Here is a 21,304-nt window from a genome sequence, read left to right on the forward strand (position 1 = left end):
CTAGCTCAAGCGCCGCCTCTCCGGGGACGACACCTGGCAGGTAAGGAGGTGACCGCGATGACCGCGCTGCGACCCGAGACCGCAGAGACCCAGCAGGCCGACGCCCCAGTCGACAAGCAGGGTCCCGGCCTGGTGGGACTGCACGAGTCCATCGCGACGTTGCTCGCCTCCCGCGGCCAGTGGCGCCAGGCGTACCAGCACCTGCGTTCCGCGCTCGACCTCGTCCAGGCGGACCAGGACGAGGAGCCCCACGTTCCGGAACAGCTGCGCCGCGAGGTCGAACTGCTGCGCCGGGAGCACGCCGAGGCCCGCGAGCAGAGCCTGCGCGACAGCCTCACCGACTCCTACAACCGCCGTTATCTCGACCAACGGCTGATGGACCTGCTGACCGAGCACGGGGCATGCCGGCACGGGCTCGCCATCGCCCTGATCGACCTGGACTGGTTCAAGCAGGTCAACGACACCTTCGGCCACCTCCTCGGCGACCGGGTGCTGCAACGCGTGGTCGAACTGCTGCAGCAGGGCCTGCCGGAGGGCGCCTTCTGCGCCCGCTACGGCGGCGAGGAGTTCGTGCTCGTGCTGCCCCGCGTGGACGCCTCCAGCGCCGTGGACGTGGCCGAGGCGGCCCGCGAACGTGTCGAGCGTCACCCGTGGGGGGACATCGCGCCGGGGCTCCGCGTGACCGTCAGCGCGGGCCTCGCCTACGAGCCCGCCGCGGGTGAGGCGCCGGAACGCCCGGCGGTCAGCGCCGAGCAGCAGCTGCTGCGCGCCGACAGCCTCCTCTACACGGCCAAGCAGTCGGGACGCAACGCGGTGGCGTACCGTGCCGACGGACGGGTTCGCCTCGCAGGAGCTGCCTCGGGCAGGCGTGCGATCACCGAAACACGTGTTCTCGGTTACTACTGAGTGACCTGGCTCACCCGTTCAGGGCAAGCGTCCTACTCGTAATCGCGTACAGATCGCAGCTGTATCACCCGGAGTGGTCGTCAGATCTCGCCTACATCCGTAGTATCGCGGGCGCAACTGACACGCCGGTGATGCAACCCTTGTGTCCCGGTCGTCGTCACTTCGTAATGACGAACCGCTTTTGCTTCTGACCCAGAAGGGAGATTGGGTGCCCGACGACCCCCGACGTGGCGGCCCCTCTTCCCGTGGTGATCAGGATCCCCAGCACGACCAGCCGACCGGCCGCAGACGTCGCTCGATGGAAGGCTCTGGGGGCCTGAGCGTCTCGGACCTCATCGAGCAGCACAGCAGGACGAACATCCCCCGACCCGTCCCGCCAGGCTTGCCAGAGGAACCCACTACAGGCAGGCGTGCCCTGCCCGACCCACCGGCGGCCACCGGCAGGCGTGCACTGCCTGATCCCCCGGTCCACCAGCAGCAGCCTCCTGCGGCACCGCGGCAGCAGCCGCCCGCAGCTCACCGGCCTGGTGAGCAGACGGGCACGCGCCCGCGGCCGGAGCAGGCCGCCCCGCAGAACTTCACCGGCGACCCGGCGGGCAGGCGGCGCAGGAACGACGCCCCCGCCGAGCCGAACGGTGCCCAGCAGACCGGCCAGCGCCCGAGGCCCGCACCCGGTGAGAACACCGGACCGCGGCCGAGGCCTGTCCAGCCCCCGGCGCAGAACCCCGAGCAGAGCGGCGCCTACCGGGTTCCCGGTGAGCAGACCGGCCAGCGCCCGAGGCCCGACGCGACCGGCATGCAGCGCCGTCCGGTTCCCGGCGAGCAGCCAGGACAACCGAACGGCGTGGTCCGGCGCCCTGCTCCCCCGAACGGCACCCCGCCGCAGAACGGCATCCCGCGCCCGCCGGTCCCCGGTGACGTCTCGCAGGCCGGTCCGAAGCGCCCACCGGCTCCCGGTGACGTCTCGCAGCCCGGTCCGAAGCGCCCGCCCGTTCCCGGTGACGCCACCTCGAACGGCATGCCCAGGCCACCGGCTCCCGGTGACCCGCGGCGGATGCCTCCGGGTGACGCGCCGTCCTCGAACGGCGTCCCGCGACGTCCCGTACCGGGTGCGGTGCCCGAGGCGGGTCTGCCGAACGGCACGGTCCGCCGACCGGCACCCGAGGCGGCACCGCCGCGCAGGCTCCTGCCGGGCGACGCTCCGTCGTCGAGCGGCATCCCGCGCCCGCCGGTCCCCGGCGAGCCGGGCGGCCTCCAGCGTCCCCCCGCACCAGGAGGGACGCCGGAAGGCCCCGCAGCCGGTGCGCCTCGTCGCCTCCTGCCAGGCGACGCACCGTCCGCCACCAGCATTCCGCGTCCTCCGGTCCCCGGCGAGGGGCCGGAAATCGCCGGCCGCCGCCCCATGCCCCCGAACGGGGACGTGACGGGCAGGCAGCCGATGCCGTCGCGGGCGGAGTCGAGCGGACCCCGGCCGATGCCCCCCAGGGCGGAGTCGAGCGGTCCGCGTCCGATCCCCGGTGGTCTCGCGAACAGGCTCAACGAGCCCGCGGACGAGCCCAGGGCCGACGCGCCCGGCCCGGAAGCCACCCAGATCGCTCCGGCGGCGGGTGTGGCCAAGGTCGAGAAGCGCGAAGAGATGGACCCGCTGTGCCTCACCACCGAGATGGAGGCGATCGGCGACGACGTGAAGAAGCGCCGCGAGGTCGACCACACCCTCGCGCGGTTCTCCGCGGTGCACGACGAACTGCTCGAGCAGGAGCGCCAGCGCAAGGAACGGCGCGCGAAGCTCATGCCGTGGGTCAAAGAAGGCGACGACGACGATCTGGTCGACGAAGCGACCCAGTACGCCGAACCCGTCGCTGTCAGCGAGGAGGACGGCGAGCAGCGCCCCACCGGCCGCACGCCCCAGCAGCGCAAGTTGATGCGCACAGCGCGGATCGGCGCGATCGCCGCCGCCGCCGTCGTGTTCACGTCGACGGGCATCGGCTGGGGTGCGATGCAGTGGGCCGACTCCAAGATCCAGAAGATCGACGCGCTCGGCGGCAACTCGCAGGCCGTGCAGCAGGCCGAGAAGCAGCTCGGTGACGAGAACTTCCTCCTCGTCGGCTCGGACACCAGGGCGGGCGCGAAGGCGGGCGACAACGTCGGCACCCAGGCGCAGGAGGGTGGCGCGCGGTCGGACGTGATCATGCTCGCGCACATCCCCAAGGACCGTAAGCGCATGGTCATCGTGTCGTTGCCGCGCGACGTGCGCGTCGACCGTCCCGCCTGCCGCACCTACAACCCGGACAACGCGCAGTACGCGGGCCCGTTGGCGCCGGCACAGGGCGTCATGGCGAACTCCGTCTACAACGACGGCGGGCCCGAGTGCTTGGCCAACATGATGACCCAGATGTCCGGCCTGAAGATCAACCACTTCGTCAGCATCGACTTCAACGGCTTCCGCGAGATGTCGACGGCGATCGGCGGCGTGGAGATCTGCACGCCCACGAAGATCGTCGACGACGAGCTCGGTGTCGTGATCGACAAGGCGGGCAAGCACGTCCTGAAGGGCGACCAGGCGCTGTCGTACGTCCGCGCCCGCAAGGTCCAAGCGCAGGGCGACAGCGGCACGGACTTCGACCGCATCAAGCGGCAGCAGGGTTTCCTGTCCGCGATGCTGCGGCAGGCGCTGTCCAACGAGGTGCTGCTGAGCCCGACCAAGCTCAACAACTTCATCAACGCGCTCACGAAGTCCACGGTCGGCGACAACATCGACGTCGCCTCGCTGCTGGAGCTCGCGAACTCGTTGCAGAGCCTCGAAGCGGGCCGCGTCTCGTTCGTGACGATGCCGCACTGGACCGACGAGGGCCCGACGAAGTCGAACGACGACAACATCGAGCGCCTCAAGGACGACGACATCAAGGCGCTGTTCCAGACGATCATCGACGGAACGCCGCTGCCGCAGGAGAAGACCGCCGACCCGAAGCCCGGTGACGCCAACGCTCCCGTCCAGCAGCCCGGCACCCTGGTCGATCCCAAGGAAGTCAGCATCCAGGTGCTCAACGGCGACTCGACGAACGGCGGCGCCGTCGCCAGGACGTCGAACGAGCTGCAGCAGCACGGCTTCAAGGTCGTCAAGCGGGACAACGCACCCGAGCAGGCGCCGAAGACGATCATCAAGTACGCCAAGGGCAACGAGAACAAGGCCGCGACGCTCAAGGCCGCGGTGCCCCAGGCGGAACTGGTCGAGTCGGCCGACATGGGCGGCGCGGTCCAGTTGGTGATCGGCAAGAACTTCGACGAGAAGATCCAGGCACCGAAGGCGGGGGGCCAGCAGGGCACCCCGCAGGGACAACCGCAAGGTCAGCCCGGTACCGATCTGTCCATTGTGAACGCGGCACAAGATCCCTGCGCGGCGAAGTGATTCGCCTGGGGTTCACCTCGGGTTCATCCTGGCATGTCGCTGCCGCGATGGTCGGGACGTAGGCTGAGCGCCATGCGCGAGGCCTACCACGACCAGCTTGAACAGCTCGCCGACCAGCTTGCCGACATGACGGGCATGGTCGCCGAGGCGATGCAGAACGCGACCGCAGCCCTGCTGCAGGCGGACCTCGGTCTGGCCGAGCGGGTCATCAGCGGCGACCAGAAGGTCGACGACGTCCGCTCCAGCATCGAGGAGCAGTCGTACGCGCTGCTCGCGTTGCAGGCACCGGTCGCGACCGACCTCCGCACCGTGCTCGCGGTGATCCACGCCGCCGAGAGCGTCGAGCGCATGGGCGACCTGGCGCTGCACGTGGCCAAGGCCGCGCGCCGCCGGCACCCGGCGTCGGCGCTGCCCGAGGACGTCCAGCCGTACTTCAGCGAGATGGGCCAGATCGCGGTCAAGCTCGCGACCGAGGCCGCGGAGATCATCCGCAACAAGGACGTCGACCGCGCGCGTGCCCTCGAGGACGAGGACGACGCGATGGACGACATCCACCGCCATCTGTTCTCCGTGATCATGGACAAGGAGTGGCAGCACGGCGTCGCCGCCGCGGTCGACGTGACGCTGCTCGGCCGCTTCTACGAGCGCTACGGCGACCACGCCGTGTCGGTCGCCAAGCGCACGGTCTTCGTCGTCACCGGCCGGATGCCCGGCTACGGTGGCGACGAGAACCTGTAGTCCCTATTCAGCGAAACTGCCCATCGCGCTCTGCCACCAGCTCCGGATCGGCGTAGGCCTCGGAGAACTCGGCGAGCACGGTGGGCAGTTCTTCGTCCCACGTCGCCCGCGCCTCGTCGCGCGGCAGGTCCCGCGCGTCGACGGTGAAGTACGCCCACGCCCGCACGATCTCGGGCAGCAGCGCCAGATCCGCGTCGGACACGTGCAGCTTCGCGGCCACGTCGAGGATCAGCACGGCGGTCAGCGACGCCGGTCCGTAGACGACGGGGTCGCGGTTCTGTTCCACCGCAGAGGAAGCGACGATCCGTGCGAACGCCCGCGCGGCCTCGACGTCGGCGATCCCGTGATCCGACGCCAGGAACGCCTCGACGACCTCGTCCGTCCTTTCCGGACTGATCGTGGGGATCTCGTACTCGCCGGGCACCAGCGCGCTCACGCGGGCGTCGGCGAGTGCGATCAGCTGCACGGGGTGCCGCACGTCCTCCTCGCCCATGAGGCCCTCCTCGGCCTCCTCGTCCGGCCCGTCCGCCCAGAACTGCTGGACGTCCGGCCACACGCGGTCGTAGACGTCGCTGGCGCTCAGGGCGGTGATCTCGTCGCGGAACGCGTCGGGCGTGGAGGCGATCATGTCCTGCAGCAACGCGACGGTGCCCTCGTCCGGCGTCGAGAACAGCTCGATCGCGGTGGCCCCGAGCACCGGCTGGCGCATGAACAGCACGGTCTCGCCGACGCCCGCGCGTTCCTGGGTGATCGCGACGACCTCGACGTCGCCCAGCAGGTTCGTGACGAGGAAGGCGTCGCGGAAGTCCGGGACGGTGCCGGCGACGAACCACGTGGGCTCGGCGACACCGCGTGCCGCGACGACATCGGCGGCGGCGGCCGAGGCGGCCCGGTTCTCCTCGGAGCCCACGCCGGACAGCGCGCGCAACGCGGTGAGCGCCGCGGGGTCGTCCATCTCCTGCAGCGCCTCGATCAACGGCGCGGTGCCGGATCCGGCGAGCCAGAGCGTCGCGTAGAGCTCGCTCGCCCAGGCGTCCGCGAGCAACCAGGACTCCGAACGCACCGCGGCCGCCGACTCGAGCAGCGCCCCGTACGGGGACTGCTGCTCGGGCTTGCGGCCGGGCGCCTTGCCTTGCTTCTTCTTGCGGGGCTTGCTTTGCGGGCTCACCCGCAGCAACTTAGTCCACCCCGCGGATTTGGCCGAACCGGCCGGAGGTGTGGTCCTCGGCCGAGATCGTCAGCCCCTCAGGGTGCTGAGCTCGGTCGCGAGCTGGGCGGCGATGCGGGCGTTGTCGGCTGGAGCCTGGACCAACCAGTCCTGGCCGTCGGAACCCTTCCTCTTCTGCGTCAGGTAACGACCTTGGTCCGTGTCGAACCACGCGACCTGCGGCGCGCGGAGTTCCCGTCCGTCGCGGTTCTTCGCCACGACACCGAACTGCCCGACCCTCAGGCGAGGACGTTCGGCGACCGCTTGCAACGCCCTGGTCTGCGATTCGGCGGGTGACTGGGTGCGCACGCTGCTCAGGTAGGAAGAAGCTTGATAATCCTGTTCACGCTTCGGTTGTTGCTTCTCCGGCCGCGGAACGCTCAACGACTGTCCCGGGCCTGGCCGCTCGTTCGGCACCAGGTCCACAACGGACCGGATGAGCTGCGGCGCGCGGATCAGGTCGACCTTCATCATGCGGTCGTCCAGCACCGCGAGCGCGGCCTGTTCACCGGCCGCCCCGCCTCTGGCGAGCAACTGCTCGTCGCGGTCGGGGTCGAACATCGCGATGGCGTTGACCCCGAACTCGAAGCGGACCAGCAGGGTCAGCGCTTCCTCGACCTCCGCCGCGACCCGGCCCCGATGTGCCAGGCCGCGGTTGCCCAGTTCGTTGTAGACCGCGTTGCGGATGCTGCGGCGTTCGTCGTCGGACTGCCCGAAGTAGGGGAAGTCGAAGGGGTACGGGCGACTGCCGAGCCTGAGGTCTTCCCACAGGATGTCGGCAGCCGCGTGGGACAGCGAGAACGAGTACACCGTCACCCGCCGATCACCGGGGGCGCGACCATCGTGTTGTCACCGAAGACGTCGTCCGCCTCGACGAGGTAGGACGGAGCCTTAAGCTCCAGGTCCTCGTCGCCCTGCCCCTTGCCGGCGCCGCCACCCATGCCGCCGCCCATGCCACCCGCGCCGGCGGGGCCGCCACGTCCCGCGGCACCCGCGCCGGAGGGACCGAAGCTTCCCTGCTGGTTGCCCATGACGCCGGCGGAACCGCCAGGCCCGAAGCCCGCCTTGGCCGCCGCTGCTCCGCCGAAGGCGCCGGGCCCGCCGGCGCCGGACCCGCCAGGGCCACCGCCCGCACGACCGCCACCGGCACCAGCACCAGCACCACCGGCACCAGCGCCACCGCCGCCGGCACCACCCTGACGGCCGCCTCCGGGACCCTGCTGACCGGAGAGCCCGGGGCCGGTTCGTCCGGGCAGGCCGGGGCGGACCGGACCGTTCGGCCCGATGGGGATCCCTGTGCCGCCGGGGCCGTTGGGGTTGTTCGGGCCGTTCGGGCCGCCCGGTCCTCCTGGACCTCCTGGTCCTCCCGGCGTGTACGGCCCACCAGGACCGACCTGCGACAGGTTCGTCGAGCCGTTGCCGCTGCCCTGTCCCACTCCGCTCGGCGGGGTGGGGCCGCCGGGCGGGGTGAACGGCCGGTTCGGGGGAGGGCCGACGGGCGGGGGCGTCGGCGGGGGTGGAGGCGTCGGCGGAGGCGTGGGCGGGGGCGTGGGACCACCGCTGTCCGCCACGGTGGGCGGCGGCGCGAACGCGGGCATCGTGGCACTCGACTGCTGGAAGCTGCTCGACATGGTCGACATGACCTGAGCGGCTTCCTCGTGGGCCTGCTGCTTCTGGTCGAACTTCTCCTGGATCTTGTCGACCGTGTCGGCCACGTTCCAGGGAGGAGCGGAGAAGAAGTCCCTCAACGCGTCCTTGGTGCTGTACTGGACCGGCTCCGGCATGCTGTTCTTCGCCAGGCTCGCGGCCTGCTCCTGCTGGGACAGCTGGTTGCCGGTGAGCTGCGCGGCCTGAGCCGCGTTGCCCGACCACGCGGCAACGCTGGTGAAGTACCCCTGCGCCTTGCCCGCCGCCACACCGTCCCAGGAGTCGCCCGCGACCTTGGTCGCGTTCTGCAGATCGGCCTGCAGGGTGGCCAGCGTGTTGCCGATCCGGTTGAACGCGGCCCCCTGGGAGTTCGCCGTGCTGGGGTCCATGTTGTCCGTGACCATGCCCTTGAGCTTGTCGTGCGGATAGCCCATGTAGTACGAGCACGCACTGCTCATCGGCGGCCGGTACGTCTCGACCTGCTGCCGGAGCTCCCGGTTCTGGTCCTCGCGGTACTGGTCCGCCTGCGCCTTGTACTTGAAGTAGTCGGCGATGCTGGCGAACTGCCCGAAGAAGCCGGGGTCGTTCTTCTGCCCCTCTTCCCACTCCCGCATCAGCTGGGCTTCGCGGTCCCCCGCATAGGTGGACTGCCGCGCCTGGCTGTTCGGCTGCGGCGCGCTCTGCGGACCAGTCGCCGCATTCGGATACGTCATGGCTCCCCCTCCGAACTACGGCAGATTGGGCTCGATCGCCTCGGCGATGCTCTGCGCCGCGGCACAAGACCCGTCCAGCTTGGACCCGGTCGCGTTCACGTCGACGCTGGACGTGTCGGTCAGCTTGATGACGACCGCACATGAAGTGTTGGTGAGGGCCTTCTTGATGAGCTTGGCGTCATGCGTTCCCAGCTTGATGTCAGACGGCTCCGAGTTCGGCCCCAGCTCGTAGTCCTTGACGCCCAGTTTCGGGTACGTGTTCAACCTGACGAGCGTTCGGTCTTCAGCACGCCACTGGCAGCTGTTCTCGTCCAGTTTCTCCGCAGTCGTCAGCTTGAGCCTGGACACGTCCGCCGACTTCAGCAGCGAACACGGATCGACCTCCGCGAGACCGGTGCCACTGGACGACGACGTCGGTGAGCTCCCGGACGTCGTAGACGGCGTGTTCACGGCGGTCGCTTTTCCGGTCTCGTTGCTCGAGCAACCAGCGAGCGCGAACCCGAGAACGACAACCGGCAGGACAACACGCAGCTTCACACTCATGATCACCAATGGCCTTCAGTGGACGTTTCGGATGGAGTTCGCATTACCACTGTCGACGTTCTCATAGGTCTGAAGGATTGTCTTCATCGCCGCCAAGGCGTCGTCGAGAGCTGCTCTCAGCTGCTCGATCGCCGGAACAATGCCGGTGGTCCCCACGCCACCCATGGCACCTTCCTGGTTGTACCGGCTCAACGTCCGGCCATCCGGACTGGTGCCGAGCTTCGTCTCTCGCCGGACCTCCATGAGGTCCTGCTCCATGGCGCTGACGTCGTCCGAGGCTCGTTGGATGGCGGCGATGTAGGCCTGAGTGCCTTCGCGACTGACCTTGAACCCGCCCGACGAGGCCGCGTCCTTCAAGCCCCGCATGCTCTCGGTCATCGACTGCATCGACGCCTGACTCCACGCGCCGTCAGCTGGCCGCACGACTACCCCCTGTGCTCTCACGCTCCCGGACAGGACCGTACCGCCATCTGGCGGGGTCTGTCCCGGATATGACGACACGAGTACCGGTGTGGGTTTCATCGATCGCGAAAGTCCACTCGATAGCGACTACCAGTCCCTTACCACTCCGCCGCGAATTCGAACTCGCCCGGATTCATCTCCAATACCGGCCCGCTCGGCGAAGTCGCGATTGCCGGTTCGAATGCCGTCCGAGTCCGCAGAAACGAAAACCGGCCTGGGGCATGTATGCCCCAGGCCGGTTGATCGCGCTTCGCTCAGCGGCTCAGCCGAAGCGGCCGGAGATGTAGTCCTCGGTCGCCTTCTGGCTGGGGTTGGAGAAGATCTTCTCGGTGTCGTCCACCTCGATCAGCTGGCCCGGCTGACCGACACCCAGCAGGTTGAAGAACGCGGTCTGGTCCGACACACGCGCGGCCTGCTGCATGTTGTGAGTCACGATGACGATCGTGTACTCCTTCTTCAGCTCTGTGATCAGGTCCTCGATCGCCAGCGTGGAGATCGGGTCCAGGGCCGAGCAGGGCTCGTCCATGAGCAGCACGTCGGGCTGCACCGCGATGGCACGCGCGATGCACAGACGCTGCTGCTGACCACCGGAGAGGCCGCCGCCCGGCTTGTCGAGCCGGTCCTTGACCTCGTTCCAGAGGTTGGCGCCGCGCAACGAGCGCTCCGCCACCTCGTCGAGCTTCTTCTTGTCCTTCACGCCCGAGAGCCGCAGGCCGGCCACCACGTTGTCGCGGATGGACATCGTGGGGAACGGGTTGGGGCGCTGGAACACCATGCCGATGGTGCGGCGCACCTCGACCGGGTCCACAGTGGACGTGTAGATGTCCTCGCCGTCGAGCAGCACCTTGCCCTCGACGCGGGCGCCGGGGGCGACCTCGTGCATGCGGTTCAAAGAACGCAGCACGGTCGACTTGCCGCAGCCCGAGGGGCCGATGAACGCGGTGACGTTCTTCGGCGGCACCGCGAGCGAGACGTTCTCCACGGCGTGGAACTTGCCGTAGAAGAGGTTCAGGTCCTTGATGTCGAGTCGCTTGGCCATGTCCGCCCGCTCACTTCGTCTTCGGCGCCAGCGCCCGCGAGATCACGGTCGCCAGGAGGTTGAACAGGGTGATGAGGACGACGAGGGTGATCGCCGCGCCCCAGATGCGGTCGAAGCCCGCCGCCGTCGGGTTGTTCCGCTCGTTCACCATCATCAACGGCAGCGAGGCCATCGGGCCGTCGAACAGGTTGTAGTTGATGAACGGCGCGTACGCGGCGAGCACCAGCACCGGCGCGGTCTCGCCCATGACGCGGGCGAGGGCCAGCATGATGCCGGTCAGGATGCCGGACAGCGCGGTCGGGATGACGATCTTGGCGATCGTCTTCCACTTGGGGATGCCCAGCGCGTACGAGGCCTCGCGCAGCTCGTCCGGGACGATCTTGAGCATCTCCTCGGTCGTGCGCACGATGACCGGCACCATCAGCAGCACCAGGGCGAGCGACACGGCGAGCGCGCTGCGGCTGAGGCCGAAGGTCGTGATCCACACCGTGTAGACGAACAGCGCCGCGACGATCGACGGGACGCCGGTCAGGATGTCGACCATGAACGTCGTGGCCTTCGCCAGCTTCGAGCGGCCGCCGTACTCGACGAGGTAGATCGCGGTCATGATGCCGATCGGCACGGAGATGAGCGCGCAGATCAGGCCCTGGACCAGGGTGCCGTAGATCGCGTGGTACGCGCCGCCGCCCTGCTGCTTGGACAGCAGGCCGGACATCGACTTCTGCCACCAGTCACCGTCGAGGATGACCGGGAAACCGCGCTGGATCACGGTGTAGAGCACCCACACCAGCGGGATGATCGCGATCAGGAACGCGCCCCACACGAGTGCGGTGGCGAGACCGTTCTTGATCTGGCGGGAGGTGCTGACCTTCTGGAACGTCGGGGGCGTCGCGAGGCGCTGGGGGTCCGCGAGGTTGGTGCTCACTCGTACTCCTTGTGGCCGGCGACGATCGAGCGCGCGATGGCGTTCACGACGAAGGTCAGCACGAACAGCACCAGACCGGCGGCGATGTAGGCACCGGCCGAGCGCGCGTCGTTGAACTCGGGCGCGGCCAGCGCGATCTTGGACGCGAACGTCGAGCCACCGTCGAAGAGCGACCAGCCGAACGAGGCGGTCGCGGTGCTCAGGATGATCGCGACGGCGATGGTCTCACCCAGCGCGCGGCCGAGGCCGAGCATCGAGGCGCTGACGTAACCGGCCTTGCCGAACGGCAGGACCGTCGTGCGGACGACCTCCCACTTGGTCGCGCCGAGCGCGATGGCGCCCTCGACGTGCATCGTGGGGGTGCGCTCGAAGACCTCGCGGCTGACGGCCGTGATGATCGGCAGGATCATCACCGCGACGACGATGCCCGCGGTGAAGATGGTGCCGCCGAGCTGCACGTTCACGTTGCCCTTGGCGAAGATCGGGATCCAGCCGAGGTTCCCGATCAGCCACTCCGAGAGCGGGAACAGCACGGGGCCGAGCACGAACAGGCCCCAGAGGCCGAAGACGATCGACGGCACGGCCGCCAGCAGGTCGATGACGTAGGCGAACGGCCGGGCGAGGTTGCGCGGCGCGTACTGCGTGAGGAACAGCGCGATGCCCAGCGCGATCGGCATGGCGATCAGCAGGGCGACCAGTGCGACGACGACCGTGACGAGCGTCAGGTCGAGGATGCCGAACCGCAGGTTCGTGGGGTCTGTGGTGTTCCACTCGCGGCTGGTGAGGAAGTTGACGTTGTCCAGTCCGAGCGACGGGATGGCCTGCAGGATCAGGAACAGGCCGATCGCGCCGATGAGGACGACGATGAAGACACCGGACCCCGTCGCCAGGCCGCGGAAGATGCGGTCACCAGGCCGGACGTGAGGTGCCTTGGTCGTTACTGGAGCTTCCGGTGTCGGGGGAATCGGAGCCTCCGAGGCGTGGGGAGCAGCCGCGACGCCCCGCTCCGCACCGGTGTCACCGGGGCGGGCGGGGCGCTTGGCCACGACGGGATCGTTCATCGCGTCAGCGTTGGCCGAAGTCTCGCATCAACCTCAGGCGATCGCCTTCACGGCGGCCAGGAGCTTGTCCTGGAACGCCTTGGGCAGCGGCACGTAGCCCGCGTCGGCGAGCTGGGCCTGGCCGGTGGTGGCGGCAACCGTGAGGAACGCCTTGACGGCCTTCGCGGTGTCGGCGTCGTAGCCCTTCGAGCACACGATCTCGTAGGTCGCGAGCAGCAGCGGGTACGAACCGGCGGCCTTGGAGCCGTAGATCGAGTCGAGGTCGAGGACCAGGTCGTTGCCCTGACCCTTGATCTTCGCGCCGTCGATGGCCTTGCCGGCCGACTCGGCGGTCAGCTCGACGGCACCGGCGCCGGAGTCGATCTTGGCGACCGAGAGCTTGTTGTCCTGCGCGAAGGACCACTCGACGTAGGTGATCGCACCGTCGATGGAACCGACGGCCTGGGCGACACCGGCGGACTTCTCCTTGCCCTCGCCGACACCACCCTTGAACTGCTTGCCGTCACCCTTGGTCCAGCCACCGGCGACCTTGAGGTACTTCTGGAAGTTGTCGGTGGTGCCCGACTCGTCCGAGCGGTAGATGACCGCGATGTCCTTGTCCGGCAGGGTCGCGGAGCCGTTGAGCGCCTTGATGGCCGGGTCGTTCCACTTCTTGACCGTGCCGGAGAAGATCGCGGCGGTGGTCTTGGCGTCCAGCACGAGGCTGTCCACACCGGACACCTTGTAGCCGACGGCGACGGGGCCGAAGACCAGCGGCAGGTTCCACGCCGGGTTGGTCTGGCAGCGCTTGGCGGCGGCCTCGGTCTCGGCGCCTTCCTTGAGCGCGGAGTCGGAGCCACCGAAGTCGACCTGGCCGGCGTTGAAGTTCTTCACGCCCGCGCCGGAGCCCGACGGGTTGTAGGCGAGGTCCACGCCGGGGCAGGCGGCCTGGTAGGCCTGCACGAACGCGTCGACCGCGTTCTTCTGCGCGGAAGAGCCCTCAGCGTTGAGCTTGGTCTTCCCACCGCACTCGACGGGGACGGAGGCAGCGTTCGACGCGGTGTTGTTGCCACCCGTCGGAGCGTTGTTGTCACTGCCACACGCACCGAGCAGCAGCGCGCTGGCCGCGACGAGGCCGAGTACGGCACCGTGCCGCTGGATCTTCACCTGGGTCCTCCACCTTGCGGAAGCATTTAGCGGTTCGCGACGAACCCGCCGCTCGCTACGGAAGGTAGGTAGCCAGAATGGACAACCCACCTTGACCAGGTGAACGAGAGGTGAACACAGGACGGGAAGTGACGGGTCACACGGCCAAAAGAGTGACTGCGTGACCAGCGCGTATGCGTTTTGTGACGGTACGTTGACTACCGCGCGTACTGGACGTCGGCGTCCCAAAGGGTGAAGCCGAGCTTCGTGTAGACGCGAACCGCCGCCGTGTTGTCCGACTCGACGTAGAGCATGACTTCCTTGACGCCCTGTTCCCGCAGGTGACGCAGACCGGCCAGGGTCAGCGCCCTGCCGAGACCGCCGCCCTGGCGGTCCGGGTCGACGCCCACGACGTAGACCTCGCCCAGCTCGGGCGTGTGCACCTTGGTCCAGTGGAAGCCCGCCAGCCTGTCGTCGGCGTCGAACGCCAGCAGGAAGCCCTCGGGGTCGAACCAGTCCTCTTCTTCTTTGGCGCGCACGTCCTCGATCGACATCGCGCCCTGCTCGGGGTGCCAGTCGAACGCGCGGTGGTTCACGTAGACGACCGCGGCCTCGTCCTTGCCGGCGACGAACGACCGGAGGGTGACGCCGTCGGGCAGCTTGGGCTCCGGCAGGTCGTTCTGGACGCGCAACCGCATCCGCAGCAGTTCGCGGACCTTGCGGAAGCCCAGCTTCGCGGCGAGCTTCTCGGCGTCCGGGTGGCCACCGTGCGCCCAGATCCGCAGGGACTCCTGCGGGAGCGCCTTCACCAGTGCCTCGCCCACGCCCTGATGGCGGTACGTCGGGTGCACGGCGAGTTCGGCGACCTTGTTGCCGCCCGAGTCACCGAGGAGGTCGACGTGCGCGTATCCGGCGAGTTCGCCGTCCAGGTGCGCGAGGAGGTGCCTGCTGCCGGTCGCGCCGGGACGCATCCGCAGTCGCACGGCCTCGCCGACCGGGGCCACGCCGTCGGTGCCCCTGGCAGCCTCCAGCAGACCCGTCACCTCGGCGGCCTGGTCGGCCGTCAGCTCCTCGAACCAGCTCAGTTGCGCCACACAGGCGAACCTACCGCGCGATCAAACGCTCATCCAGGACACGGGCGGAGTCGTCGATCTCCATCTCGGCGACATCGGCCGGGCGGCGCGACGAACCGGGACGCGGCGGGCGGACGAACTTGTAGCCCACGTTGCGGACCGTGCCGATGAGCGCCTCGTGCTCGGGACCGAGCTTGGCGCGCAGCCGTCGCACGTGGACGTCGACGGTGCGGGTGCCGCCGAAGAAGTCGTAGCCCCAGACCTCCTGCAGCAGCTGGGCGCGGGTGAAGACCCGGCCCGCGTGCTGCGCGAGGTACTTGAGCAGCTCGAACTCCTTGTAGGTGAGGTCGAGCGGGCGGCCCTTGAGGCGCGCGGTGTAGGTGGCCTCGTCGATCACGAGGTCGCCGAGCTGGATCGCGCCGTCGCCACCGGGTGCCGTGGTGCCGCGGCGCGAGCGAACCAGTCGCAGGCGGGCGTCGACCTCGGCGGGGCCGGAGTTCGGCAGCAGGATCTCGTCGACGGACCAGTCGGAGTTGACCGCGACCAGACCGCCCTCGGTGACGACGGCCACGACGGGCACGTCCACACCGGACGAGTCGAGCAGGCGGCACAGCGAACGGGCGCCGACCAGGTCGGTGCGGGCGTCGACCAGCACGATGTCGTGGGGGCCGGCCTCGAGGAGCGCGGACACCTCGGGACGCAGCGGGCGGACGGCGTGAGGGAGCAGAGCCAGAGCGGGAAGCACGGCCTCCGGGTCGGGGTCTGTCGTCAGCAGCAGCACGTCGATGCTCATCGGGGTGCCCTCCAAATCGGCCGTGGTCAGGTCACCTCGACCAGACCAGCGGCGTACGGTGACCGGGCCCCGTTGCCTGCGGATGACGGAGAGACTACCGGTGCAGCCCCAGAAAGTCCCAGGTCAAGAAGCCGTGCTCACATTTGTTTCCACAGGCGTCATGCCTGTTACATCCACGTCACACGACGGGGTGCGCCTGCACGGTGTCCACTACAAGGGTGAAAACGACCTCGCTTTCGTTGTGGGACACGGGTTCACGAACAACGTGCGGCGCCCGTACGTGGCGCGCGTGCTCGCCCGTTTGGCCCGCCGGGCCGGTGTCGTCGCGTTCGACTTCCGCGGACACGGACGCTCCGAAGGACGCTCCACGGTCGGTGCCGACGAGATCCACGACGTGGAGGCGGCCGTCCGGACAGCCCGTTCGCTGGGCTACTCGAAGATCGCCACGGTCGGCTTCTCGATGGGCGCGTCCATCGTCCTGCGCCACGCCGTGCTGGGGGAGACGCGGCCGGACGCCGTGGTCTCGGTGAGCGGCCCTGCCCGGTGGTGGTCGCGCGAGACCGCTCCCATGCGGCGGGTGCACTGGTTGCTGGAGCAGCCGCACGGGAAGCTCGCCGCACGCGCGCTCGGGGTTCGGCTCGGCGGCAGCTGGGTACAGGCGCCGGAGAGTCCGCTGGAGGTGGTCGGGCGCATCACGCCGACCCCACTGCTGATCGTGCACGGTGACCTGGACCACTATTTTTCCGTGGAGCACGCCAGGTCGTTGCACCGCGCGTCCTCAGGACATGCCGAGTTGTGGATCGAACCCGGCATGCGGCACGCGGAATCGGCCGCGACTCCAGAACTGGTAGACCGGATGGCGGCATGGATCGCCGTTAACGTCGAGGACGAGGGATGACTGCGCAAACCCCTGCACGGCCGCGAAAGAAGAAGTCCCGTCGCGGGAAGTTCCTCATCATCACGGTCATCGTGCTGGGCGTGCTGCTCGTGGCGGCCGACTTCGCACTGGCGGCGGCCGGCGAGTACCAGATCGCCCAGCGGATGCGGGAGAAGCTGCAGCTCAGCGAGGACCCGTCGGTGCGCATCAACGGGTTCCCGTTCACGCTGCAGGCGTTGCGCGGCGACTACCAGCACGTGGAGATCCGCGCGTACGGCGTGCCGATCCGCAACGAGCAGCAGAACGTCGACCTGCGCGACCTCGACGTCGAGGCGGACCTGCTGCACACCCGCGTCGAGCTCGCGGACCTGCTGGCGGGCAACGTCTCCAAGGCGACCATCGACACCGTGAAGGGCAGCGTCCGGATCAAGGCGCTCGACCTGAACCGGCTGGCGAACCAGGTGACGCCGTTCGACAAGCTCTCGATCGAGCCGGACAACCGCGTCGCCACGACGACGCCGGCCGACCCGAAGGCACCCAAGACGACGGCCGCGGTGAAGCTCTCCGGCCAGACCAACGTCGCCGGCAAGGTCGTCACGCTCACCGCGTACGGCCAGATCGCGCTGGTCAGCGGTGCCATCCAGATCAACATCGACGACATCGAGCTCGACGACGCGTCGCTCAAGCAGATCGTTCCGCAGCTGCGCCAGGCACTCGCGATCAAGATCGACCCTGGCACGCTGCCGTTCGGCGCGACGCCCACCGCCGTCGAGGTGGAGAGCGGTTCGTTCAAGCTGTCCGGCGAGATCGCGGATGTACCGTTGGTCCAACGATGACCGGTGTGTGGGCGCTGCTGGGCGCGCTGGCCGTGGCCGGCGCGATCGGTGTGCTGCTCAAGGTCCGCGAGGGCCGCATCTCCTCTCGTTCAACGCCTTCGGCCGACCTGCCCGCTCCCGTGCGCGACCTGCTCGCGCCGGGGGTGACGCTGGTCCAGCTCTCCACGACGTTCTGCGCGCCGTGCCGGCACGCGAAGGTGGTCCTGAGCGACCTGGCCGACCGCACGGACGGCCTCACCCACGCCGAGTTGGACGTCACGAACCTCCCGGAGGTCACCACTTCTTTGGGAGTCATGCGCACCCCGACGACGCTCGCCCTGACGGCCGACGGCCGCGAGGTACTACGAGTCGGCGGAGTGCCGAAACGCGACTCGTTGCTGGCCGCGCTGCGCCCGCATTTGCCCTAATCCGGTCGGGTGAACCTGCGTTGTTCCATCAGTTGGACATACCTCCCGCACCGAGGGATTGAGGGCTACCCTCGCTGCCATGACCTTGCTGCTCACGAAGCGACGCGCGGTTGACCTGTGCCGCGTGCGCAGCAGCCTGTGTCGCACGACGAGCTGAACCGGGCTGCTTGACGCCCATCAGCCACCTCTGCCGGACTGAATCCCCTCGTCCGTTTGCCCGGAGGTCGTCGTGCCCAAAGACTCCCCTGTAGACCCGCGCGGACCGCGCTTCTCCGCCTGGATGACCACCGTCGTCCTCGCGGTCGTGTTGCTGACCGGCTGGTGGCGTCTCCTCGCCGCCCAGACGGTGCTCTTCGCGATGTGCGCGTTCATCTCGTTGAAGTTGAACCCGTGGGGTCACGTCTACCGCTACGCGATCCAGCCGCGCTTGACCCCGACCACCGAACGCGAGGAAGCAGCCCCGCTGCGCTTCGCCCAGGGAGTCGGCTTCGTCTTCGCCCTGATCGGCACCCTCGGCTACGCCACGGGCCTCACCACGCTCGGCATGGTGGCAACCGGTTTCGCACTGGTGGCAGCGCTTCTGAACGCCGCGCTGGGCCTGTGCCTCGGGTGCGAGATGTACCTCGTTCTGCGCAGGTACGTGCCTGCCCTCGCTCGACCGCAATAAAGACACGCACTACTACAGGAGCAAAGTCCCATGAGCCGTGAGAACGTGCTGGTCTCGGCCGCCTGGTCCGAGGAAAACCTCCAGGCGCCCGGCGTCGTGTTCGCGGAGGTCGACGAGGACACCACCGCGTACGAAGGCGGTCACATCCCCGGCGCCGTCCGGATCGACTGGAAGACGGAGCTGCAGGACCCGGTCCGCCGCGACTTCATCGACCGCGAGGGCTTCGAGAAGCTGCTGTCGGCCAAGGGCATCTCGAACGACGACACCGTCGTTCTCTACGGCGGCAACAACAACTGGTTCGCGGCCTACGCCTACTGGTACTTCAAGCTCTACGGCCACACCAACGTCAAGCTCCTCGACGGCGGCCGCAAGAAGTGGGAACTCGACGGCCGCCCCCTGGACAAGGAAGAGGTGACCCGCTCCGCGACCTCGTACCAGGCGCAGGAGCAGGACCTCTCCATCCGCGCGTTCCGCGACGAGGTCGTCGAGGCCATCGGCAACAAGAACCTCGTCGACGTCCGCTCCCCCGACGAGTTCTCCGGCAAGCTCCTCGCCCCGGCCCACCTCCCGCAGGAACAGGCACAGCGCGGCGGCCACATCCCGTCCGCCGTGAACGTCCCGTGGTCCAAGGCGGCCAACGAGGACGGCACCTTCAAGTCCGACGACGAACTCCGCGAGCTCTACGCCGAGGCGGGCTTCGACGGCAGCCGCAAGACCATCGCGTACTGCCGCATCGGCGAGCGCAGCTCGCACACCTGGTTCGCCCTGCGCGAGCTGCTCGGCCACGAAGACGTCAAGAACTACGACGGTTCTTGGACGGAGTACGGCTCGCTCATCGGCGTGCCGATCGAACTCGGTTCCGGCAAGGAGGCCTGATCCCATGTCCAACGGCTGCGGCGCCCCCACCCAGGGCGGCACGATCGACGCGAACACGACCGAAACCGTGCTCGAGGGCAAGGTCGTCTCCGACGGCACCCCGGTAGGCGGAGCCTTCGTCCGCCTGCTCGACTCCACCGGCGAGTTCACCGCCGAGGTGGTCACCTCCCCGGAGGGCGACTTCCGCTTCTTCGCGGCACCGGGCAGCTGGACCGTCCGGGCCCTGCACCGCACGGGCAACGGCCAGGCCGACGTGTCGGCCTCCGGCCCCGGCGTGCACGCGGTGGAGATCGCGGTCGCCTAGCACTCGGTTGGTACGACGAGGGCCCCGGCGGTGCGCTGCACCGCCGGGGCCTTCCGCATGTCCGGGGCGTCTTTGATGCGCACGATGCCGGAGGCGAGCCGCCCGACCGCGCGGTAGTGGGTACGCCAACTCACCGCGATGCCGCAGGCGAGCCGTCTTTCCATAGGCACTGGGCGGTGGGGTCCCATCACGAGTCGCGCCATAGCACTTGCTGCATGCCAGAGGAGGTGTCAAGCGGACACGCTTTTCGTCCGCTTGACACCCCTCTAGGCATGTGGCCCGCTCTTGGTGCGGCTCGTGATGGGACCCCACCGCCGACGCCACCCTTCTATGCAACCGGCGGCCGCTCTGAGCAACAGGCGTGCCATCTACCCGCTCGTGGCGCGGGCCCCCTGATCAGATTGCCGGGGGTCTGGGGGCAGCGCCCCCAGGGGAAGCACGCAAAGAGACCGGGCCGCCCGCAAAGCGACCACCTGCCAGGTCGCACGCATCAGAGGTGACCACCCGTCCGGCCACACCAGGGGTGACCACCCACAAGCCCCACCCCCGGTGTCCTCCACCACCACAACCCTGCACGTCACCACCAGCGAGATATCCTCTCCACCGTGGAACACATCTTCACCGGACTCCTGGTGCTAGTGACGATCGCCGTAATGTGGTTCGCCGGCTACGTCGTCTACCGCCTCTACTCCGACCAGCGATGAGCAGCGGCGACGAGGCCATCCGCCTGGCCGAGGAACGAGCAGCCGCCACCAAGGCGCGCAACCTCCCGCAGTTCGACGACATGCCCGTCCCGGGCGACACGGCGAACCTGCGCGAGGGTGCGAACCTGAACGACGCACTCCTGGGCGTTCTGCCGCTCGTGGGCGTCTGGCGTGGCGAGGGCGAGATCGTCTACCCGACGATCGACGGCCCATTCCGCTTCGGCCAGCAGATCACCTTCGCCCACGACGGCCGTCCGTTCCTGGTGTACGAGGCGCGGTCGTGGCTGCTCAACGAGGCGGGCGAGGTCATCCGTCCGGCGGCGCGGGAGCAGGGTTTCTGGCGGCCGCAGGAGGACGACACGATCGAGCTCCTGCTGACGCACAACACGGGCATCGTCGAGCTGTACTACGGCAAGGTGCGCACCCAGACGTCCTGGGAGTTCGAGACGGACGCGGTCATCCGCTCCGCCACGGCCAAAGACGTCAAGGCTTCGCAGCGCCTGTATGGCGTGGTGAACGGCGACCTCGCGTACGTCGAGGAGCGCGCCATGATGGGCCAGGAGATGCAGCCGCACGCATCGGCGCACCTCAAGCGCATCGTCGGCTAGTAGGATCGTTGAACGATCCTTCGATCCTTCGATCCTTCGATCCTTCGATCCTTCGATCCTTCGATCGCTGGATTGCGGGATTGTTGAACGATCCAACAGGGGGATCGTGGAATTGTTGAGCGATCCCGAGCGCACTCAGTCTCGCGCTTCGGATTGTTGAACGATCCGACATTGGGATCGTGGATTTGTTGAACGATTCGCCGCCAAGCCCGAGATCGAGATCGAGATCGAGATCGAGATCGCTGAACGATCCATCGGCGACACCTTGTCCGCCTCACGATCGCGAACGACCTCACGGCGCCTGGTCCGAGCTCAGGATCGCTGAACGATCTCGCACCACCGCCAGCCACTGCGGCATCGTTGAACGATCTCGCACCATGGCCTGCC

22 protein-coding genes are annotated in these 21,304 nt (G+C 68.5%); 11 read left to right on the forward strand and 11 right to left on the reverse strand.

Going from position 1 to position 21,304, the window contains the following annotated elements; translation table 11 throughout:
* Positions 1–57 precede the first annotated feature (57 nt).
* The 3 genes from IEY88_RS34640 to phoU all read left to right on the forward strand — a co-directional run bounded on the left by IEY88_RS34640 (position 58) and on the right by phoU (position 5,050).
* A complete protein-coding gene (locus IEY88_RS34640; RefSeq protein WP_189159107.1) occupies positions 58–906 on the forward strand; it encodes a GGDEF domain-containing protein in 849 nt (282 codons plus the stop codon).
* 298 nt (positions 907–1,204) lie between these two features.
* Entirely contained in the window at positions 1,205–4,312 is a 3,108-nt protein-coding gene (locus IEY88_RS34645) for an LCP family protein (RefSeq protein WP_189159108.1), read from the forward strand.
* A 72-nt stretch (positions 4,313–4,384) separates the two neighbouring features.
* Positions 4,385–5,050: a phosphate signaling complex protein PhoU gene (gene phoU, locus IEY88_RS34650; protein WP_189159109.1), complete on the forward strand. Its 666-nt coding sequence runs from the start codon at positions 4,385–4,387 to the stop codon at positions 5,048–5,050.
* Between the two features lie 7 nt (positions 5,051–5,057).
* Here the strand turns inward: phoU and IEY88_RS34655 are convergent, their stop codons facing one another.
* The 11 genes from IEY88_RS34655 to IEY88_RS34705 form a co-directional block, all read right to left on the reverse strand.
* A complete protein-coding gene (locus IEY88_RS34655) occupies positions 5,058–6,218 on the reverse strand; it encodes a hypothetical protein (RefSeq protein WP_189159110.1) in 1,161 nt (386 codons plus the stop codon).
* A 69-nt stretch (positions 6,219–6,287) separates the two neighbouring features.
* Positions 6,288–7,073 carry an ESX secretion-associated protein EspG gene (locus IEY88_RS34660; protein ID WP_189159111.1) on the reverse strand — a complete coding sequence of 262 codons (786 nt, stop codon included), beginning with the start codon at positions 7,071–7,073 and terminating at the stop codon, positions 6,288–6,290.
* The gene (locus IEY88_RS34665; protein WP_189159112.1) at positions 7,070–8,617 is read right to left on the reverse strand and encodes a hypothetical protein; all 1,548 of its coding nucleotides are present in this window, start codon (positions 8,615–8,617) and stop codon (positions 7,070–7,072) included. Before IEY88_RS34665 ends, IEY88_RS34660 begins: the two co-directional genes overlap by 4 nt.
* A gap of 15 nt (positions 8,618–8,632) precedes the next feature.
* Positions 8,633–9,160, reverse strand: coding sequence for a DUF3558 family protein (locus tag IEY88_RS34670; protein ID WP_189159113.1), 528 nt, complete (start codon positions 9,158–9,160; stop codon positions 8,633–8,635).
* A 15-nt stretch (positions 9,161–9,175) separates the two neighbouring features.
* Positions 9,176–9,538, reverse strand: coding sequence for a hypothetical protein (locus IEY88_RS34675; RefSeq protein WP_229694050.1), 363 nt, complete (start codon positions 9,536–9,538; stop codon positions 9,176–9,178).
* A 346-nt stretch (positions 9,539–9,884) separates the two neighbouring features.
* Complete coding sequence (gene pstB, locus IEY88_RS34680; RefSeq protein ID WP_189159115.1) at positions 9,885–10,661, reverse strand: phosphate ABC transporter ATP-binding protein PstB; 777 nt, start codon at positions 10,659–10,661, stop codon at positions 9,885–9,887.
* A gap of 10 nt (positions 10,662–10,671) precedes the next feature.
* Positions 10,672–11,586: a phosphate ABC transporter permease PstA gene (pstA, locus tag IEY88_RS34685; protein ID WP_189159116.1), complete on the reverse strand. Its 915-nt coding sequence runs from the start codon at positions 11,584–11,586 to the stop codon at positions 10,672–10,674.
* Positions 11,583–12,647 (reverse strand): phosphate ABC transporter permease subunit PstC, encoded by a 1,065-nt coding sequence (gene pstC, locus IEY88_RS34690; protein WP_189159117.1) that lies wholly within the window; start codon positions 12,645–12,647, stop codon positions 11,583–11,585. The genes pstA and pstC overlap by 4 nt, the downstream gene beginning before the upstream one ends.
* Before the next feature lie 33 nt (positions 12,648–12,680).
* Positions 12,681–13,793 (reverse strand): phosphate ABC transporter substrate-binding protein PstS, encoded by a 1,113-nt coding sequence (gene pstS, locus IEY88_RS34695; protein ID WP_189159118.1) that lies wholly within the window; start codon positions 13,791–13,793, stop codon positions 12,681–12,683.
* 197 nt (positions 13,794–13,990) lie between these two features.
* A complete protein-coding gene (mshD, locus tag IEY88_RS34700) occupies positions 13,991–14,866 on the reverse strand; it encodes a mycothiol synthase (RefSeq protein WP_189159119.1) in 876 nt (291 codons plus the stop codon).
* Positions 14,867–14,876: 10 nt separating this feature from the next.
* Positions 14,877–15,638, reverse strand: coding sequence for a response regulator transcription factor (locus tag IEY88_RS34705; protein WP_189159120.1), 762 nt, complete (start codon positions 15,636–15,638; stop codon positions 14,877–14,879).
* Between the two features lie 160 nt (positions 15,639–15,798).
* On the opposite strand from IEY88_RS34705, the gene IEY88_RS34710 reads away from it, so the two are divergent.
* From IEY88_RS34710 to IEY88_RS34740, 8 genes are all read left to right on the forward strand, one after another.
* Positions 15,799–16,536, forward strand: coding sequence for an alpha/beta hydrolase (locus IEY88_RS34710; RefSeq protein ID WP_229694051.1), 738 nt, complete (start codon positions 15,799–15,801; stop codon positions 16,534–16,536).
* Positions 16,533–17,351 carry an LmeA family phospholipid-binding protein gene (locus IEY88_RS34715; RefSeq protein WP_189159122.1) on the forward strand — a complete coding sequence of 273 codons (819 nt, stop codon included), beginning with the start codon at positions 16,533–16,535 and terminating at the stop codon, positions 17,349–17,351. The genes IEY88_RS34710 and IEY88_RS34715 overlap by 4 nt, the downstream gene beginning before the upstream one ends.
* Entirely contained in the window at positions 17,348–17,758 is a 411-nt protein-coding gene (locus tag IEY88_RS34720; RefSeq protein WP_189159123.1) for a thioredoxin family protein, read from the forward strand. The genes IEY88_RS34715 and IEY88_RS34720 overlap by 4 nt, the downstream gene beginning before the upstream one ends.
* 79 nt (positions 17,759–17,837) lie before the next feature.
* On the forward strand, positions 17,838–17,915 hold the full coding sequence (locus tag IEY88_RS45610; protein ID WP_373294250.1) for a putative leader peptide: 78 nt from the start codon (positions 17,838–17,840) through the stop codon (positions 17,913–17,915).
* Between the two features lie 72 nt (positions 17,916–17,987).
* Entirely contained in the window at positions 17,988–18,425 is a 438-nt protein-coding gene (locus tag IEY88_RS34725) for a DUF4395 domain-containing protein (protein ID WP_189159124.1), read from the forward strand.
* A gap of 30 nt (positions 18,426–18,455) precedes the next feature.
* Entirely contained in the window at positions 18,456–19,301 is an 846-nt protein-coding gene (locus IEY88_RS34730; RefSeq protein ID WP_189159125.1) for a sulfurtransferase, read from the forward strand.
* Positions 19,302–19,305: 4 nt separating this feature from the next.
* Positions 19,306–19,605 carry a DUF1416 domain-containing protein gene (locus IEY88_RS34735; protein ID WP_189159126.1) on the forward strand — a complete coding sequence of 100 codons (300 nt, stop codon included), beginning with the start codon at positions 19,306–19,308 and terminating at the stop codon, positions 19,603–19,605.
* A 700-nt stretch (positions 19,606–20,305) separates the two neighbouring features.
* Positions 20,306–20,917: a heme-binding beta-barrel domain-containing protein gene (locus IEY88_RS34740; protein ID WP_189159127.1), complete on the forward strand. Its 612-nt coding sequence runs from the start codon at positions 20,306–20,308 to the stop codon at positions 20,915–20,917.
* The last annotated feature ends 387 nt before the right edge of the window (positions 20,918–21,304 follow it).

The sequence above is a fragment of the Lentzea pudingi genome, from assembly GCF_014646255.1.
GTDB classification, from domain to species: domain Bacteria; phylum Actinomycetota; class Actinomycetes; order Mycobacteriales; family Pseudonocardiaceae; genus Lentzea; species Lentzea pudingi.

Coding starts and splice junctions, on each gene's coding strand:
- IEY88_RS34640 (WP_189159107.1), top strand. CDS start 58: ATGACCGCGCTGCGACCCGAGACCGCAGAGACCCAGCAGGCCGACGCC.
- IEY88_RS34645 (WP_189159108.1), top strand. CDS start 1,205: ATGGAAGGCTCTGGGGGCCTGAGCGTCTCGGACCTCATCGAGCAGCAC.
- phoU (WP_189159109.1), top strand. CDS start 4,385: ATGCGCGAGGCCTACCACGACCAGCTTGAACAGCTCGCCGACCAGCTT.
- IEY88_RS34665 (WP_189159112.1), bottom strand. CDS start 8,617: ATGACGTATCCGAATGCGGCGACTGGTCCGCAGAGCGCGCCGCAGCCG.
- IEY88_RS34670 (WP_189159113.1), bottom strand. CDS start 9,160: ATGAGTGTGAAGCTGCGTGTTGTCCTGCCGGTTGTCGTTCTCGGGTTC.
- IEY88_RS34675 (WP_229694050.1), bottom strand. CDS start 9,538: ATGACCGAGAGCATGCGGGGCTTGAAGGACGCGGCCTCGTCGGGCGGG.
- pstB (WP_189159115.1), bottom strand. CDS start 10,661: ATGGCCAAGCGACTCGACATCAAGGACCTGAACCTCTTCTACGGCAAG.
- pstC (WP_189159117.1), bottom strand. CDS start 12,647: ATGAACGATCCCGTCGTGGCCAAGCGCCCCGCCCGCCCCGGTGACACC.
- IEY88_RS34705 (WP_189159120.1), bottom strand. CDS start 15,638: ATGAGCATCGACGTGCTGCTGCTGACGACAGACCCCGACCCGGAGGCC.
- IEY88_RS34710 (WP_229694051.1), top strand. CDS start 15,799: ATGCCTGTTACATCCACGTCACACGACGGGGTGCGCCTGCACGGTGTC.
- IEY88_RS34715 (WP_189159122.1), top strand. CDS start 16,533: ATGACTGCGCAAACCCCTGCACGGCCGCGAAAGAAGAAGTCCCGTCGC.
- IEY88_RS34720 (WP_189159123.1), top strand. CDS start 17,348: ATGACCGGTGTGTGGGCGCTGCTGGGCGCGCTGGCCGTGGCCGGCGCG.
- IEY88_RS45610 (WP_373294250.1), top strand. CDS start 17,838: ATGACCTTGCTGCTCACGAAGCGACGCGCGGTTGACCTGTGCCGCGTG.
- IEY88_RS34730 (WP_189159125.1), top strand. CDS start 18,456: ATGAGCCGTGAGAACGTGCTGGTCTCGGCCGCCTGGTCCGAGGAAAAC.
- IEY88_RS34735 (WP_189159126.1), top strand. CDS start 19,306: ATGTCCAACGGCTGCGGCGCCCCCACCCAGGGCGGCACGATCGACGCG.
- IEY88_RS34740 (WP_189159127.1), top strand. CDS start 20,306: ATGAGCAGCGGCGACGAGGCCATCCGCCTGGCCGAGGAACGAGCAGCC.